Annotated in this window: 13 protein-coding genes and 2 tRNA genes; 6 read left to right on the top strand and 9 right to left on the bottom strand. The window is 56.4% G+C overall.

All coding sequences use genetic code 11. The features are described from left to right. Positions 1-33 precede the first annotated feature (33 nt). A complete protein-coding gene (locus tag FBR45_RS01825; protein ID WP_138498804.1) occupies positions 34-762 on the bottom strand; it encodes an arylesterase in 729 nt (242 codons plus the stop codon). A gap of 117 nt (positions 763-879) precedes the next feature. Between FBR45_RS01825 and FBR45_RS01820 the strand changes: the two genes are divergently transcribed. Together FBR45_RS01820 and FBR45_RS01815 are read left to right on the top strand one after the other, a co-directional pair. After that, positions 880-1,560 carry an ABC transporter ATP-binding protein gene (locus FBR45_RS01820; RefSeq protein WP_138498802.1) on the top strand — a complete coding sequence of 227 codons (681 nt, stop codon included), beginning with the start codon at positions 880-882 and terminating at the stop codon, positions 1,558-1,560. A 124-nt stretch (positions 1,561-1,684) separates the two neighbouring features. After that, on the top strand, positions 1,685-4,186 hold the full coding sequence (locus tag FBR45_RS01815) for an ABC transporter permease (protein ID WP_138501854.1): 2,502 nt from the start codon (positions 1,685-1,687) through the stop codon (positions 4,184-4,186). Between the two features lie 60 nt (positions 4,187-4,246). Here the strand turns inward: FBR45_RS01815 and FBR45_RS01810 are convergent, their stop codons facing one another. The 6 genes from FBR45_RS01810 to FBR45_RS01785 form a co-directional block, all read right to left on the bottom strand. Next, positions 4,247-4,999, bottom strand: coding sequence for an SDR family NAD(P)-dependent oxidoreductase (locus tag FBR45_RS01810; RefSeq protein WP_138498800.1), 753 nt, complete (start codon positions 4,997-4,999; stop codon positions 4,247-4,249). 124 nt (positions 5,000-5,123) lie between these two features. Then, positions 5,124-5,741, bottom strand: coding sequence for an ABC transporter ATP-binding protein (locus FBR45_RS01805; protein ID WP_171044813.1), 618 nt, complete (start codon positions 5,739-5,741; stop codon positions 5,124-5,126). 267 nt (positions 5,742-6,008) lie between these two features. Next, positions 6,009-6,806 (bottom strand): acyl-ACP--UDP-N-acetylglucosamine O-acyltransferase, encoded by a 798-nt coding sequence (gene lpxA, locus FBR45_RS01800; protein WP_077920619.1) that lies wholly within the window; start codon positions 6,804-6,806, stop codon positions 6,009-6,011. Positions 6,807-6,939: 133 nt separating this feature from the next. After that, the gene (locus FBR45_RS01795; protein ID WP_077920618.1) at positions 6,940-8,334 is read right to left on the bottom strand and encodes a bifunctional UDP-3-O-[3-hydroxymyristoyl] N-acetylglucosamine deacetylase/3-hydroxyacyl-ACP dehydratase; all 1,395 of its coding nucleotides are present in this window, start codon (positions 8,332-8,334) and stop codon (positions 6,940-6,942) included. Between the two features lie 71 nt (positions 8,335-8,405). Further along, positions 8,406-9,434: a UDP-3-O-(3-hydroxymyristoyl)glucosamine N-acyltransferase gene (gene lpxD, locus FBR45_RS01790; RefSeq protein WP_138498796.1), complete on the bottom strand. Its 1,029-nt coding sequence runs from the start codon at positions 9,432-9,434 to the stop codon at positions 8,406-8,408. 103 nt (positions 9,435-9,537) lie between these two features. Next, a complete protein-coding gene (locus tag FBR45_RS01785) occupies positions 9,538-10,788 on the bottom strand; it encodes an HD domain-containing protein (protein WP_138498794.1) in 1,251 nt (416 codons plus the stop codon). A gap of 138 nt (positions 10,789-10,926) precedes the next feature. Between FBR45_RS01785 and FBR45_RS01780 the strand changes: the two genes are divergently transcribed. Further along, positions 10,927-11,000, top strand: a tRNA-Ile gene (locus tag FBR45_RS01780). 60 nt (positions 11,001-11,060) lie between these two features. Here FBR45_RS01780 and FBR45_RS01775 read toward each other — a convergent pair. Beyond that, positions 11,061-12,242 (bottom strand): dipeptidase, encoded by a 1,182-nt coding sequence (locus FBR45_RS01775; protein ID WP_138498792.1) that lies wholly within the window; start codon positions 12,240-12,242, stop codon positions 11,061-11,063. A gap of 167 nt (positions 12,243-12,409) precedes the next feature. Here FBR45_RS01775 and ubiE point away from each other — a divergent pair, with 167 nt between their 5' ends. Next, entirely contained in the window at positions 12,410-13,144 is a 735-nt protein-coding gene (gene ubiE / locus FBR45_RS01770) for a bifunctional demethylmenaquinone methyltransferase/2-methoxy-6-polyprenyl-1,4-benzoquinol methylase UbiE (RefSeq protein ID WP_138501851.1), read from the top strand. Then, positions 13,090-13,824 carry a type IX secretion/gliding motility protein PorT/SprT gene (gene porT, locus FBR45_RS01765; protein WP_138498790.1) on the top strand — a complete coding sequence of 245 codons (735 nt, stop codon included), beginning with the start codon at positions 13,090-13,092 and terminating at the stop codon, positions 13,822-13,824. The genes ubiE and porT overlap by 55 nt, the downstream gene beginning before the upstream one ends. A 6-nt stretch (positions 13,825-13,830) precedes the next feature. Here porT and FBR45_RS01760 read toward each other — a convergent pair whose 3' ends face one another. Beyond that, a complete protein-coding gene (locus FBR45_RS01760; RefSeq protein WP_138498788.1) occupies positions 13,831-14,301 on the bottom strand; it encodes a response regulator in 471 nt (156 codons plus the stop codon). A 283-nt stretch (positions 14,302-14,584) separates the two neighbouring features. On the opposite strand from FBR45_RS01760, the gene FBR45_RS01755 reads away from it, so the two are divergent. Beyond that, positions 14,585-14,662 (top strand) — tRNA-Val (locus FBR45_RS01755). The last annotated feature ends 436 nt before the right edge of the window (positions 14,663-15,098 follow it).

Raw genomic sequence — 15,098 nt, 5'->3', positions numbered from 1 at the left:
CGGGGCCCATCAGCTGACGGGCCCCGGCCTGTTTTATTGAACTTCTTTTCGCAATACCGGTTCCAGAATACCCCAGACCGTACTGGCCACGATCTTATGACCGGCGGGGGTTGGATGGATGCCGTCGGGCTGGTTCAGCTTCGGCACGCCCCCTACGCCTTCGAGCAGAAACGGGATCAGCACCGCCTTGTTCCGGTCGGCCAGCTCTTTGAACAGATCTCTAAACTCGCGGGTATAGTCGGCGCCCATGTTCGGCGGGATCTGCATACCGGCCAGTACGATCGTTGCATCGGGGCTTTTGCGCCGGACAGTATCCATGATGGCCTGCAGGTTCTGACGGGTCGAGCTGAGCGGCAGGCCGCGCAGACCGTCGTTGCCCCCCAGTTCGAGCACGAATACCGAAACGGGCTGACGCATGACCCAGCCGATCCGGCTCTTGCCCCCGGCGGTGGTTTCGCCACTGAGCCCGGCGTTGACAACCTGGTAGTTTAACCCGAGCGAGTCGATCTTCTGACCAATCAGGGCCGGAAACGCCTGCGATGGCTCTACCCCGTACCCGGCCGTGAGACTGTTGCCGTAGAAGAGAATGACGCGCTTAGCTGAGGGAGCCGCAGCCGTCGTCGCTGCGGGCGCGTTCGTCGTGGGCGGGGCAGTAGCGGTATTGTCTTTTTTATCCGACGACCCACAGCCCCAAACCGCTACGCCTAGTATCAGACCGCTTGTCACAGAAGCCAGGGTTTGCCTCGTTCTCAAGAACTTCATAGGAATGTATTCGGTTTTGATTACACACAGAGGCACCGAGAACGCAGCGAAATTCAGCAGAAGCGTTACGTTCCCGGTGCCTTTGTGTGTAATCAATAAACACTAGCTCTTTGTTCCATGAGCATTCTGCACGTCGAAAATCTCACCAAAACGTACCGGAGCGGAGGCCGTGACCTGACGGTTTTACACGGGGTAAACTTTACCCTCGAACCGGGCGATACGTTTTCTATTGTAGGGCCATCGGGCAGTGGTAAAACGACCCTGCTCGGTTTGTGTGCCGGTCTGGACCGGGCCTCGTCGGGCAGTGTATATCTGAACGACATCCGGCTCGATACCCTCAGCGAAGACCAGCGGGCCGCCGTCCGGAATGAGCATGTAGGCTTTATTTTTCAGAATTTTCAGCTGTTGCCGACGCTGACTGCTCTCGAGAACGTAATGGTGCCGCTCGAACTGCGGGGCGAACGCGGAGCGCAGAAGGCCGCCCAGGCCCTGCTCGACCGGGTTGGGCTGGGCCAGCGCGGTCACCACTACCCTACCCAGCTTTCGGGCGGTGAACAGCAGCGGGTGTCGCTGGCACGCGCCTTTGCCAACCGGCCCAAACTGCTCTTCGCCGACGAACCCACCGGCAACCTCGACGCCGACACCAGCGAAACGGTAGTGGACCTGCTCTTCGAGCTCAACCGCGAAGCCGGCACGACGCTCGTTCTCGTTACCCACGACCTCGAACTGGCCGCCCGCACCCAGCGCGTCATCCGCATCCGGGGCGGAGCCGTTGTCGATCAATTCGTGAATGAGTGATTGAGTGATTTACCACCCGGTAGCCCGCTAATTCACCTATTCACTCAATCACTCATTAAAAATGGACTCCCCCCGCATTCGGCCTGTACCTCGTCCCCGCTCTGGAACGAGCTGGCTCTTCCGAATGGCCTGGCGCGACAGCCGCCGGAGCCGACAGCGTTTGCTGCTTTTCATGTCGGCCATTGTACTCGGTATTGCCGCCCTGGTAGCCATCAACTCCTTTGGCGACAACCTGGCGCGCAGCATCGACGGGCAGGCCCGTGAACTGCTGGGCGCCGACCTGACCCTGTCGTGGACACGTACGCCTTCGCGCCGAACGGTGCAGCTGGCCCGGACCATGGGGCGCAGCCGCTCGTACGAAGTGTCGTTCCCCTCGCTGGTCTCCATCCCGAAAACGGGCGGGGTACGGCTGGCGCAGGTCAAGGGACTCGAAGGCGGGTTTCCATTTTATGGTACCTGGGAAGTAGAGCCGCTGGCGGCCGTTCAGACGTTTCGGCAGGCCAGCGGCCGTGTAGCCCTGGTCGACGATGCCCTGCTGGTTCAGCTGGGCGCCCAACCCGGCGACTCGGTTCGGGTCGGCACCCTTTCTTTCCTGATCGCTGGCCGCGTGCTGAAAACCCCCGGTCAGGCGGCCATCACTACGACCGTAGCTCCTACCGTTTTTATTCCCAACAAGTACCTGAACCAGACAGGCCTGCTGCAGCGCGGTAGCCGGATTGCCTATAAATACTACTACCAGTTTCCGACCACTACCGACGTTGGTGCGTACATCAAAACCATTTCGGGCCGTCTGGACAAGGAAGGCGTCAACTACGATACCGTAACGGCGCGTAAGCAGCAAACCGGCCGCTCCTTTGCTGACCTGACCAAATACCTCAGCCTGGTAGCCTTTGTAGCCCTGCTGCTGGGCTGCGTAGGGGTAGCGAGTGCAGTGCAGTTGTACGTCAAAGAAAAGATAGCTTCCGTAGCCATCCTGCGGACTCTCGGGGCCAGCGGTCGGCAGGCCCTGCTGATCTACCTCATCCAGACCGCCCTGATGGGTCTGCTGGGAGCCGCGATCGGTGCGGTACTGGGCTCAGCCGTACAGCTTGTACTGCCGCGGGTGTTCAGCGATTTTCTGCCGGTGGCGGTCGAGACGAGCCTGTCGGGGGTCGCCATTGCGAGTGGCATCGGCACAGGTCTGCTCATTTCGGTCCTGTTCTCGCTGTTGCCGCTGCTGGCCATCCGGAACGTATCGCCCCTGCGTACGCTGCGTACCAGCTACGAAGATGACCTGTCGGGGCGCGACCCGCTGCGGTGGCTGGTGTACCTGCTGGTGCTGGGCTTTATCGTTGGCTTCTCCTACTGGCAAACCCGTAGTCTTACCCTGGCGCTCGGCTTTACGGGCGGTATGGCCGTAGCCTTCGGTGCACTGACGGGCCTGGGCCTGGGCCTGATCTGGCTCGTTCGGCGGTTCTTCCCGGCTTCGTGGAGTTATACCTGGCGGCAAAGTCTGGCCAACCTGTACCGCCCCAATAACCAGACCCTGATTCTGGTCACGGCCGTGGGGCTGGGCGCTTTCCTGATCTCCACGCTCTACCTGACCCAGGGACTCCTGCTGAACCGGGTCGAGCTGTCGGCTAGTGGCAAGCAGCCGAATATGGTGCTGTTCGACATACAGAATGAACAACTGGCCGGCGTTCGTTCGCTGGTGGCCCAGCAGAAGCTGCCCGTGCTGGAGCAGGTTCCCGTAGTAACCATGCGGCTCGCCACCATCAACGGCCTTACTCCCGAAGCCATTCGGAAAGACACCAGCCTGAAAATACCAGACTGGGCCATGATGCGCGAGTACCGGGTGACTTACCGCGATTCACTGATCTCGTCGGAGAAGCTGACCGCCGGGAAGGTACCCTATCAGGCCAATGGTCTTCCGTATATTTCATTTGAGAAAGCCTACCTCGACCGCATGCACCTGAAAATTGGTGATACACTGACGTTCAACGTGCAGGGAGCACCTGTTCAGACCATCGTGGGCGGCACCCGCGAGGTGGAATGGAACCGGGTACAGCCTAATTTTCTGGTTGTCTTTCCGTCGGGCGTACTCGAACAGGCTCCGCAGTTCCATGTCCTGATGACCCGGGTTCCGAGTAACGAGGTGTCGGCCGTGTTGCAGCGGGAGCTGGTCAGTCGGTTTCCCAACGTCTCGGCCATCGATCTGGGACTTGTCCTGAAGACGATCGACGAAATTCTCGATCAGATTTCGTTCGTTATTCGGTTCATGGCCCTGTTCAGCATCCTGACGGGCCTGCTGGTGCTGGCCAGCTCGGTTATCATCAGCAAATACCAGCGCCTGCGCGAAAGCGTGCTGCTTCGAACCCTCGGCGCCAGCCGAAACCAGATTCTGCGGATAACGGCGCTGGAATACGGGTTGCTGGGCATGCTGGCCGCTCTGGCCGGTATCCTGCTCTCGCTGCTGGGCACCTGGGCGCTGGCGCAGTTTGTGTTCGAGGTAACCTTCCGTCCTGATCTTGCCCCACTGGCTATCGTAGCCGCCGTGGTAACCACGCTGACCATCCTGATCGGTGTCTTCAACAGTCGCGAAGTGCTGGTTCGGCCGCCCCTGGAGGTATTGCGAAACGACGCCTAAGCAACAGGGCTGGCCCCGCAGATTATCTGCGGGGCCAGCCCCATCTCTATTGTCAGTTTATTACTGCGCCAGGTAACCGCCATCGACCGGGTAGTACGAACCCGTTACAAAAGAGGCTTTATCGGACGAGAGCCAGATAACCAGTTCAGCGACCTCCTCCGACTTACCCAGCCGACCGATGGGATGCATACTGATGAGTTGCTCCCGGGCTTCGGCGGGCAGTACCGATAACAAGGGGGTATCGATGTAGGCCGGGCCAACGGCGTTGACCCGAATGCCGGATGCTGCGTATTCAAGGGCCGCGGTCTTGGTCAGTCCCACGACACCGTGTTTGGCAGCTACATAACCCGGCGAGTTAGGCGTACCGACTTGACCCAGAATAGAGGCCATGTTGACGACAACCCCACTGCCCTGCTTAGCCATCTGCGCCAGCTGGTATTTGAGGCAGTAAAAAACGCTGTTCAGGTTAATATTGATGATCTTCTGCCAGCCCTCCAGGCTGTAGTCGGCGGTCTTGTTCAGCTCACCCCCAATACCGGCGTTATTGCAGGCAATATCCAGTTTGCCATAGCGATTAACGGCTTCGGTCACCAGCCGCTGGCACTCGGCGGGGTCACCTACGTCGGCCAGCACGAAATGCGCCTGCACGTCCATTCCTTTGATCTGTTCGACGACAACCTGCCCCTTTTCGGCATCGATATCCGATACCAGTACGTTCGCACCGTGTTGTCCATAAAGCAGGGCAATGGCTTTCCCGATACCCGAAGCGGCTCCCGTAACGAGCGCTGTTTTTCCAGCCAGTGAATGTTCCATGATCCTGTGTGTTTGCTTTACAAACAAGCCCACCTCTAAATAGTTAGGCAAGTAGTCGCTTATCCATGAAGTAACAACATAGGCAAAGGCTACAGCTGGACCCAGGACAAACCATCAACGCAACTTATTTCCAGCGCATTACATCCATAACGTTCGGACAGAAATCGTATTCGTCAGGAATGTTGGAGCCTATAATCAGGAGTTGGGTGGGGCCAAGCTGGCGTACCTGTTCGTGGTACCAGGCCGCCCCCTGCCGGTCGAGGTTGGCCGTCGGTTCGTCGAGGATTACGACCGGCGAGTCGGAGAAGAACGCCAGGCCGAGTTTGACCCGCTGTTTCATCCCCGACGAGAAATACTTGACTTCTTTGTGGCGGGCGTGGCTAAGCAGCAGCCGATCAGCTACCATTTCTGTCGTCAGGCCCGCCTTGAACGGCTTAAACGTCTGGTGAAACTGCAGCAGCTCATCCAGCGTCAGCTCCTCGATCAGCTCCAGATACGGGGCAGCCAGGCTGACATGCCGGAACCAGTTGTCGGGGTCCAGGTCTTTTCCGTTGAGGCTATAGGTAAGCTTCCCTTCGGTCATGGGCAGACTACCGGCCAGCAGCTGCAGCAGCGTCGATTTCCCGCTTCCGTTCGGGCCAACGAACGTATAGCTCGTTCCGGCCGTAAACGTCAGATCGACCCGCCGAAAGATCCACTCTTTCCGGTATTTTTTCCCAACCTGGTCCGCTTTGATTACCATAATTCGACTGTTATGTCGTTTATTTTAGTCTCACCGTGGTCCGTGTCCTCACGGACCACTTATGCGACAGCAATGCCATCCGGATAGGAGACGCGATACCATCCGGATAGGAGACGCAAAGGCCGGGCCGCCGTTGCGGTTGCGTCTCTACGACACCACACCATAGTTCTGCTCCACGGTGGCCGTTACCACGGTAGTGGTGAAATAAAGAATGGACAGCGATCGCCGGGTAGCGTCTCTATCCATTCGTTGTAGTTTTGGTATGCTTTACTCGCGTTCGGTACCCGATGAGGTCGGTCCTTTCATGATGCCCCGCTCGGACGAACGGATGAAATTAACGATCTCGTCGCGCTCATCCGATGGCGGCAATTCGAGTTCGATCTGCGTTAGCGCATCGGCGTTGTTCAGGCCACGCAGGTAGATGTAGCGGTATATTTCCTGGATTTCGTTGATCCGGTCATTGTCGAACCCACGCCGACGGAGGCCAATCGAGTTGATGCCCGTATAGGACAGCGGCTCGCGAGCGGCTTTCGTGTAGGGCGGCACATCTTTCCGGACCAGCGACCCGCCCGAAATCATAGCGTGTGCACCGATTTTCGTGAACTGAAGTACCGAACTCGACCCACCGATAATGGCCCAGTCGCCCATGTACACGTGGCCGGCCATCTGAACGTTGTTGGTCAGAATGCAGTGATTGCCAATGCGGCAGTCGTGGGCTACGTGCGCGTAGGCCATGATGAGGCAGTTGGCGCCGATCTCCGTTTTCCAGTGTTCTTCGGTACCGCGGCTGATGGTGGCGTATTCACGAATGGTTGTGTTGTCGCCAATGAACGTCCGCGTGTACTCGTTTCTGAACTTGAGATCCTGTGGAATGGACGAGATGACCGCGCCCGGATAAATTCGGCAGTTACGGCCAATACGGGCCCCTTCGTTGATAACCGCGTGCGAACCAATCCACGTCCCCTCCCCAATTTCAACATCCTTGTGAATAATAGCAAACGGCTCAATCACCACATTGTGCGCAATCTTGGCTTCGGGGTGTATGTACGCTAATGGTTGAATCATGTTCTTCTAATGATGAATGATAAACGATGAATGATAGGGGAACCCGTCGGAACCTCAACGAATGATTTGCCCAGCCGGGCAGCGTGATGAAAACCAGCGATATGGCTCCTCATCAGGTATCATTCATCATTCATCATTTCTTTTTAACCAGACTGGCAATCATGTCGGCTTCGCAAACCAGCTGGTTGTTGACATACCCCCGGCCCTGCATTTTCACGATACCCCGTTTCATGGGTGTGGTGAACTCACACCGAAAGATTACGGTATCGCCCGGCAGAACGTTGCGCCGAAACCGGCAATTTTCGATACCGACCAGGAAGGGCCAGTAATTTTCAGGATCCGGTACCGTGCTGAGCACCAGAATACCACCCGTCTGAGCCATTGCTTCCAGCTGCATTACCCCCGGCATGACTGGGTTTCCCGGAAAATGGCCTGGGAAGAACGGCTCGTTCATGGTTACATTTTTGATACCAACCACGCTATTCTCATCCAGCGCGATGATTTTATCGATCATCTGAAACGGATAGCGGTGGGGCAGCAACTGCGAAATTCGGTTGATGTCCAGAACCGGCGGCTGGGTAGCATCGTACTTAGGCACCTGATTAGCCGCGTTTTTGAGCATCAGTTTTTTTATTTTTTTAGCGAAGGCAACGTTGGCCGCATGACCGGGCCGGGCCGCCAGAATCTGCGCTTTGATGGGCCGGCCGATCAGCGCCAGATCGCCCACCATGTCGAGCAGTTTATGGCGGGCCATTTCGTTGGGGTAGTGCAGCTCCAGGTTGTTCAGAATGCCTTCCCGCTTGTTAACGCCTACCTTCGATTTGTGCAGCAGGTCGGCCAGGTAATCCAGTTCGCCATCGTTGACCTCGCGGTCTACAATGACAATGGCATTGGTGAGGTCGCCCCCTTTGATCAGGTTCTGCTTGTAGAGTGCTTCGAGCTCGTGCAGGAACACGAACGTCCGGCAGTTGGCGATCTGTTCGGGAAACTGGCTGATGTCGTTCAGATAGGCGTGCTGGCTGCTGATTACGCGCGAGTTATAATCGACCATAACCGTCAGCCGGTAATCGTCCAGCGGCAGGGCGGCCAGCTCGATGTCTTTTTCGGCATTGCGGTAGTGGACGTACTCGCTTACTTCGAAGTAGTTACGCTGGGCGTTCTGCTCTTCGATACCGGCGCTGCGCAGGGCTTCGATGAACTGAATCGACGAGCCATCCATGATGGGCGGTTCGGGACCATCCAGCTGAATCAGCACGTTATCGATCTGTAAACCAACCAGAGCCGCCAGGGTATGTTCTACGGTATGGATCCGGGCACCACTTTGTTCGAGGGTCGTTCCCCTCGACAGGTCTACCACGTTATCTACGTCGGCATCCACGATGGGCTGGCCGGGCAGGTCGACACGCTGAAATTTATACCCATGGTTGGTGGGCGCGGGCAGAAACGTCATCGTAGCCGAGACGCCCGTATGCAGGCCCACACCCGATACCGATATGGATTTCTGAATGGTCTGTTGTTTGGTATTCATGCGTTTCCGTTTTCAGTGGATGCGTTTGTCGACTTCAGTCCCGAACAGGACCGATGCCCGAAACCTGAAAACTATTTATTGTTCTTTTTCTCGAGTTCACTCACCCGCCGGTCAAGATCGGGTAATCGGCGGAATATAGCCTGCGAGCGCATGTTGTCACGCAGCAGGAAGGCGTGCGACCCGTTCAGCGAGGTCCCCTCTTCGGTGATGTTCTTACCAACGCCCGACTGAGCGCCTACTTTGGTGTTGTTGGCAATGGTCAGGTGACCGGCAAAGCCGACCTGTCCGGCTATAACGCAATTTTCTCCGATTTTGGTCGATCCGGCAATGCCCGTTTGGGCAGCAATGACAGTATTCCGGCCAATTTCGACGTTATGGGCAATCTGGATCAGGTTGTCCAGCTTAACCCCCTGGCGAATAATCGTCGACCCCAGCGTGGCGCAGTCGATGGTAGTGCCGGCGCCGATGTTGACGAAGTCTTCGATAATGACGTTACCCAGCTGCGGTATGGTCTTGTACGAACCGTCGGCCTGGGGCGCGAAGCCGAAGCCTTCGCTGCCGATAACGACGTTGGGATGCAGCACACAGAAGTTCCCGATTACGCAGTTGTCCATGATCCGGACGCCAGCCTGCAGAATGGTGTTATCACCGATCCGCACGTTGTTACCCACATAGGTATGTGGATAAATCTTGACGTTTTTTCCAATCTGGCAGTTCCGGCCGATGTAGGAGAAAGCTCCGCGGTAGATCTGGTCGCCGATCTGGGTTCCTTCGCCCACGTACGACGGCTCTTCGACCCCCATTCGGGCAAAACTAATCTGCTTATGATACTCTTCGAGAAGGCGGGTAAAGGCAGAGTAGGAATTTTCTACAAAAATAAGAGCCGACGATACCGGGCGTTTAGGCTGAAACGAACGGTCAACAATAACCGCAGAAGCCCGGGTCGTATAGAGATGTGGCTCGTATTTGAGATTAGACAGAAACGAAATGTCGCCTGGCTGCCCTTCCTCTATTTTGGCTAACTTACTGATTGCCAAACTGTCGTTGCCGGCAACCTCGCCATCCAGCAGCATAGCGATCTGCTTAACTGTAAACTCCATATACGTATAAAGCCCGTTCCGGAACGCTCTGTTTCAACGGGTATTTGGGCCGCTAAGGTAATTAACAAATTGCACTTTCCCGCACTGAGCTTCAGCCGGGCGCTTACTTCTCAACCTCGTTGAAGGCCAGATTCCGTGCCCAGCAAACGTAATACCGCCGAACAATATTGGTCAGCACCTGAATATTTGACAAATCGGATGCATCGGCTATATCGATTACCTGGCCCGATTTCAGTTTTATACTAATCCGTTCCTCAGATGGCATGTAGGCGGCATTGGTGGCCTGACCCTCTACCAGGAAGTACGACAGAGCATCGTCAGACAGGCCCTGCTCGCGCAGCTGGCCTTCGATCTCGGTCAGCAGCGCTCCTGCAAACGGCTCCGTCGACAGCAGGATTTTGAACAACCGCCGGTCGAGCAGCATCTGGCAGAGGGTGGCCAGTATCCAGTCGTCGTGGGTAGCCCATTGTTTCACGCACGACCAGACATCATAATCGTCGAGCCGGGTGAAAGCGTTCAGGTAGGTGCGGTCGGTTCGGAATTCGGCGAGCGAGATGCTGTTGGCCAGAAACAGCCGGAACGTGTCGGGAGCGTAGATAGCCGCGCCCTGCCGGGCCAGGAACCGCGCCCGGCGCAGGATCTGAACCAGCATCGACTCGCAGCAGATCGACGTTTTATGCAGATACACCTGCCAGTACATCAGCCGCCGGGCATTAAGGAAATTTTCGACGCTCAGAATTCCTTTGGCCTCTACCACCAGCGTATCGTCGACCAGGTCGAGCATCTTGATGATACGCTCGGCGCCAATAGCCCCTTCGGCTACGCCCGTATAATAGCCATCGCGGTTGAGGTAATCCATCCGGTCCATATCGAGCTGGCTCGACATGAGCTGGTGAAAGAAAGGCCGTTCGTAGGTGCCTTCAAACATCCGAATCGCCAGCGACAGCCGCCCGCCCATCTGTTCATTCAGGTCATGCATGAGCAGCAACGAAATTTCTTCGTGCGGCACGTTATCGAGCAAACAGCATTCGAGCACGTGGGAGAAGGGCCCATGCCCAATGTCGTGGAGCAGAATACCGATCTGCGCGGCTTCGCACTCGGCATCGCTGATGCGGTGCCCTTTGCTCTGCAGGGTCTGCATGGCCTGCCCCATCAGGTGCATGGCTCCCAGCGCGTGATGGAAGCGGGTGTGCAGCGCCCCCGGATAGACATACTCCGACAGGCCTAACTGCTTGATACGCCGAAGCCGCTGAAAATACGGGTGCTCGACCAGGTCGAACAGCAGTTCAGTCGGTATGGTAATGAATCCATAAACGGGGTCGTTCAGGATTTTTTTCTTGTTGGGCGCTGCCATGCGGCAAAAGTAGTAGACAGACGAACAGGATTTAGCCGATTTTTTACCAACGGATCGCCGAAAATCAGCCCCATCGCTACAATTCTGCCTAAAAATGCTTAAATTTGCATCGCTGACGTTGAGCAATTGACCAGCAACGGGCTTGTAACTCAGTTGGTTAGAGTGCCTGACTCATAATCAGTAAGTCCCAGGTTCGAGTCCTGGCTGGCCCACAAAAAGCCGCAGTATCTGTCGATGCTGCGGCTTTTTTTAATGGAGCGGAGCTACCCGACTTACCTGACCTTTGCCTGGCCCAGCACGCGCAGCAGGTTACCCCCCCAGATTTTGGCGATGTCTGTCTCGGAGTAGTTCCGGCGTACCAGCTCGGCAGTCAGGTTTTCGATCTGGCTCACGTCTTCCAGCCCGTTAACGCCCCCGCCCCCGTCGAAGTCAGAGCCGATGCCGACGTGGTCGATGCCGACCAGCTTTACGATATGATCGATATGATCGACGATATCGGCCAGACTCGCCCGCTCCGACGCGTAGGCTTTCGCTACCGAATCGCTCAGGGCCGTCATTCGGGCTTCCATCTCGGGCGTAACGACTTTGCCTACGCGCGCCATCCGGATCTTGGTCTTGGCAGCCCGGTGCGCTTCTGACGGCTTTTTCAGGTAATCGCTCACGAAGTTGACCTGCACCACCCCGCCTTTGGCTGCAATGGCCTTAATCATCTCGTCGGTCATGTTGCGCGGAAAATCGCAGAGGGCCCGGCTGTTGGAGTGCGATGCGATGACAGGGGCTTTGGACAGTTCGAGCACGTCGTAAAACGTACTGTCGGCCACGTGTGAAACGTCGATCAGGATGCCGAGCCGGTTCATTTCGGGCACCACCTTCTTGCCAAACTCGCTCAGCCCACCGTACATCGGCCCGTCCGGATCGGTAGACGAGTCGCCGATGAGGTTGTTGGCAAAGTGGGTCAGCGTCATGTAGCGGCACCCCAGGTCGTAATAGGTTTTCAGCAGCGACAGGTCCTGCCCGACCGGGTAGCCGTTTTCCATCCCGATAAACACGGCGCGTTTGCCCGCTTTCTCGATGCGGTAGGCGTCTTCGGGCGTGGTGGCCAGTTCGGCCAGATTCGGGTATTTTTTCAGCGCCTGATGAATCAGGTCAAACTGGTTAAGAGCGTTTCGTTTGGCTTCGGCATGGCCTTCGGGCGTGCGGGGGCCCTGCGAGGTATAGACCGCAAAAAACATGGCATCCATATTGCCTTCTTTCATGCGGGGAAAGTCGATCTGGGAGCCGCTGCCTTTGGTGTTGTGGCGCTGGCCCACGTCGAAGCCTGCTTTCTGCATCATAATGGGCGCATCGGCATGGGTATCGAGCGTCAGCACCCGCTGGTGAATCCGGTGTACGTTTTTGTCGGGTGGGGCGAGGTAAACCAGGAAAGAGATAAGGGGAAGCAGAAAGAGATTCATGTGTTCTGGTTGTATAGTCAATGGGAAAGCTACGCAGAACCGCGCGGAAACGCAATCCCGAACCGATGGCACGAAACTTTCCGTCCAAACGCCCGGTTTGTCAGAAAGCGAAAAAGCCGGACGCGATTCGCCCTTTCGTTCATACACACTTTCGCTCACTGACGCCAATGGCCGTTGTACCCTACAAAGACAAAGACACCTCCAAGCGCGACCAGGTGGCTGAGATGTTTGACAGCATCTCGCCCAAATATGATCTGCTCAACCATGTGCTGAGTGGTGGTATCGACATCCTGTGGCGCAAACGGGCCATCCGCGAACTCCGGAAAGCCTCTTCCCAGCCACCCAAACGCATCCTCGACATTGCGACCGGCACGGGCGATTTTGCCCTCGAAGCGCTGGCCTTAAAACCCGAGAAAATTGTGGGCATGGATATTTCGGAGGGTATGCTGTCGGTAGGGCGCGACAAGATGCGTAAGCGGGGCGTCGATCATATTATCGAGATGCGGTCGGGCGATTCGGAAGGTTTGCCGCTGCCAGACAATGATTTCGATGCTGTCATCGTTGCATTTGGTGTGCGTAACTTCGAGAATCTGCTGAAAGGCCTGACCGACATGTACCGCGTTACCCGTTCGGGTGGGGTGTGCGTTGTGCTGGAGTTCTCGAACCCGCGCCAGTTTCCGTTTAAGCAACTCTACGGTTTTTACTCCCGAACCATCCTGCCGCTCATCGGGCGTGCGGTGAGCAAAGACGCGTCGGCCTATACGTACCTGCCCGAATCAGTGCAGGCGTTTCCCGACGGTCCCGACTTCCTGCGCATCTACGAAGCCGCCGGTTTTACCAACACGAAATGGATACCGCTTACGTTCGGCGTCGCATCAATTTACATTGGCCACAAGCGCTGATTGTTTGTCTGCTGCTTAGTTCCTGCTGCCTGTCGGCCCGCGCCCAGGGCTACAAGTACGTTCGCAAGCACCTCGAGCGCTACGACGACAAAACCATTCATTACGGTTTTTTCTTCGCAGCGCCCGTTACCCGATTCAGCGTGGGGTACAGCCCGGCCTTCGTTACGTCGGATTCGGCCTATCGAATCTATTCGCCCAACACCGGCAGTTTCCGGGTCGGGTTCGTGGTCAACACCTTTCTCGACGACCGGTGGGATCTGCGCCTGACACCTTCGGTATCGCTGTTCAGCCGCGAAGTCAAGTACGATTATCCCGGCGGCACCTCCCGCACCGAAACCCGCGAGTCGACCTGGCTCGATTTTCCGCTGCTGCTCAAATACAAATCAGAACGGCGCAACAACAGCCGCATGTATCTGCTGGCCGGGGGCGCGTTCAGTGTTGAAACCAACGTGCGTCGGCGGGAAAATCAGGGCGCGAGCCGGTTAAGCACCAACACCATGGACCTGGCGGTGGAGTACGGGGTTGGGTTCGAGCAGTTTTTCGAGTTTTTCAAGCTGGCTCCCGAGCTGCGGTTCTCCCACGGGCTGCTGAACCTCTACCGACCCGGCACTAACGCGGCCAGCCTGGGAATTAACCGGCTTACCACGCACAGCGTTACCCTGTATCTGAATTTCGAGTAGAAGACCCTAGCGACCGGTAGGCAGCACCACCGCATGCCACCAGTAACGCCGGAACGCCTGAAAATAGTCGAGCCACTGCTGGTAGTCGACTGGCTTCACCATGTAGGAGGTACCGCGATGCACGTACGACTCCTCGATATCTTCGGCCCGGTCAGAATGGCTCATAATCACGACCGGCATCAGTCGGTAGGTGTGGTGGGTTTTTATCAGTTCGAGCAACTGCCAGCCGTCGTCGCGCCGGGGCAGGTACAGATCCAGCAGCACCAGTTTCGGAAACTGTTCGGCCGATGCGGAGCAGGCATCCAGGTAGGCCAGGGTTTGGGCTATATTAGTCAGCCAGACGGGTTCTACCTCAGGCAGTTGCTTTTGTAACGCCCACCGAATCAGCCCCCACTGGTCCGGGTTATCTTCAACGACCAGGATCGTTGCGGGGGGCGCTTTCTTTTTACGGGTAGTTTTAGTTGAGGTTGAGGTCATTGGCTCGTGGTTCGATATAACTACTCAAACCTACAACTATAATAATCCTGAAGTCTTAGTATACAAAAAGGCTTATTGTATGGGACAGCCTTTTTCCAGGATAAACGCAATTTTCTTCATTCCTTTTTGGCTGACCTGCCCGGCTTATTTTCAGCCCGTTAGCGGCTCCTGCGTCTGGCAGGGCCTATTTTTTTCAACTTTTTTTGAGTCATCACTTGCAAAACCAATCAGCAGCCTGCTATATTTGCACTCCCAAACGACAACAACGGGCGGGACAAGAAAAGGGAGTTTAGCTCAGCTGGTTCAGAGCATCTGCCTTACAAGCAGAGGGTCGGCGGTTCGAACCCGTCAACTCCCACCAAAAAAAGGGTTACGTCAGCAATGACCGTAACCCTTTTTTGTTGGCCTTTGCTGAATACGCCAGGTTGGTTTGCTGCTCGATTCATAACGACCAAGTTTGCTGGCACTTGCTCTCTGCTGCACTGGCAGATAATCATTTGCCCTTAGTGGAATAAGATACGCCCCGCCCACCGACAGTAACCCATTCGATACCGGCGTTATCAGGGACATCCGGCGCAGTTTGTTCAAGCGTATGTATAACCGTTGTTGCCCGATCCCGTCGCGTCAGATTCTCTAATCAATCCGCAGCTCGGGTAGTTTATACAGGTACCGGCACGGCTCAACCGGTTCTTACCGATTGTTCCGCGCTCCGACAGGACAGGGACTAACAGCCTTGGTAGTTGGCCAGCAGCCGGTTCTGGTTCGGCTCTGTCTGGATTTGACTTTACTTACTCAAC

Origin of the sequence: Spirosoma lacussanchae, from assembly GCF_005870035.1 — a bacterium.
Taxonomy (GTDB): domain Bacteria; phylum Bacteroidota; class Bacteroidia; order Cytophagales; family Spirosomataceae; genus Spirosoma; species Spirosoma lacussanchae.
The sequence above is the reverse complement of the archived record's forward strand: the minus strand, read 5'-3'. Positions and strand labels throughout refer to the sequence as shown.

What these genes read in the sequence shown, in the direction of transcription:
- FBR45_RS01825 (WP_138498804.1), bottom strand. Translation starts at nt 762, where the DNA reads ATGAAGTTCTTGAGAACGAGGCAAACCCTGGCTTCTGTGACAAGCGGT.
- FBR45_RS01820 (WP_138498802.1), top strand. Translation starts at nt 880, where the DNA reads ATGAGCATTCTGCACGTCGAAAATCTCACCAAAACGTACCGGAGCGGA.
- FBR45_RS01815 (WP_138501854.1), top strand. Translation starts at nt 1,685, where the DNA reads ATGGCCTGGCGCGACAGCCGCCGGAGCCGACAGCGTTTGCTGCTTTTC.
- FBR45_RS01810 (WP_138498800.1), bottom strand. Translation starts at nt 4,999, where the DNA reads ATGGAACATTCACTGGCTGGAAAAACAGCGCTCGTTACGGGAGCCGCT.
- FBR45_RS01805 (WP_171044813.1), bottom strand. Translation starts at nt 5,741, where the DNA reads ATGGTAATCAAAGCGGACCAGGTTGGGAAAAAATACCGGAAAGAGTGG.
- lpxA (WP_077920619.1), bottom strand. Translation starts at nt 6,806, where the DNA reads ATGATTCAACCATTAGCGTACATACACCCCGAAGCCAAGATTGCGCAC.
- FBR45_RS01795 (WP_077920618.1), bottom strand. Translation starts at nt 8,334, where the DNA reads ATGAATACCAAACAACAGACCATTCAGAAATCCATATCGGTATCGGGT.
- lpxD (WP_138498796.1), bottom strand. Translation starts at nt 9,434, where the DNA reads ATGGAGTTTACAGTTAAGCAGATCGCTATGCTGCTGGATGGCGAGGTT.
- FBR45_RS01785 (WP_138498794.1), bottom strand. Translation starts at nt 10,788, where the DNA reads ATGGCAGCGCCCAACAAGAAAAAAATCCTGAACGACCCCGTTTATGGA.
- FBR45_RS01775 (WP_138498792.1), bottom strand. Translation starts at nt 12,242, where the DNA reads ATGAATCTCTTTCTGCTTCCCCTTATCTCTTTCCTGGTTTACCTCGCC.
- ubiE (WP_138501851.1), top strand. Translation starts at nt 12,410, where the DNA reads ATGGCCGTTGTACCCTACAAAGACAAAGACACCTCCAAGCGCGACCAG.
- porT (WP_138498790.1), top strand. Translation starts at nt 13,090, where the DNA reads ATGGATACCGCTTACGTTCGGCGTCGCATCAATTTACATTGGCCACAA.
- FBR45_RS01760 (WP_138498788.1), bottom strand. Translation starts at nt 14,301, where the DNA reads ATGACCTCAACCTCAACTAAAACTACCCGTAAAAAGAAAGCGCCCCCC.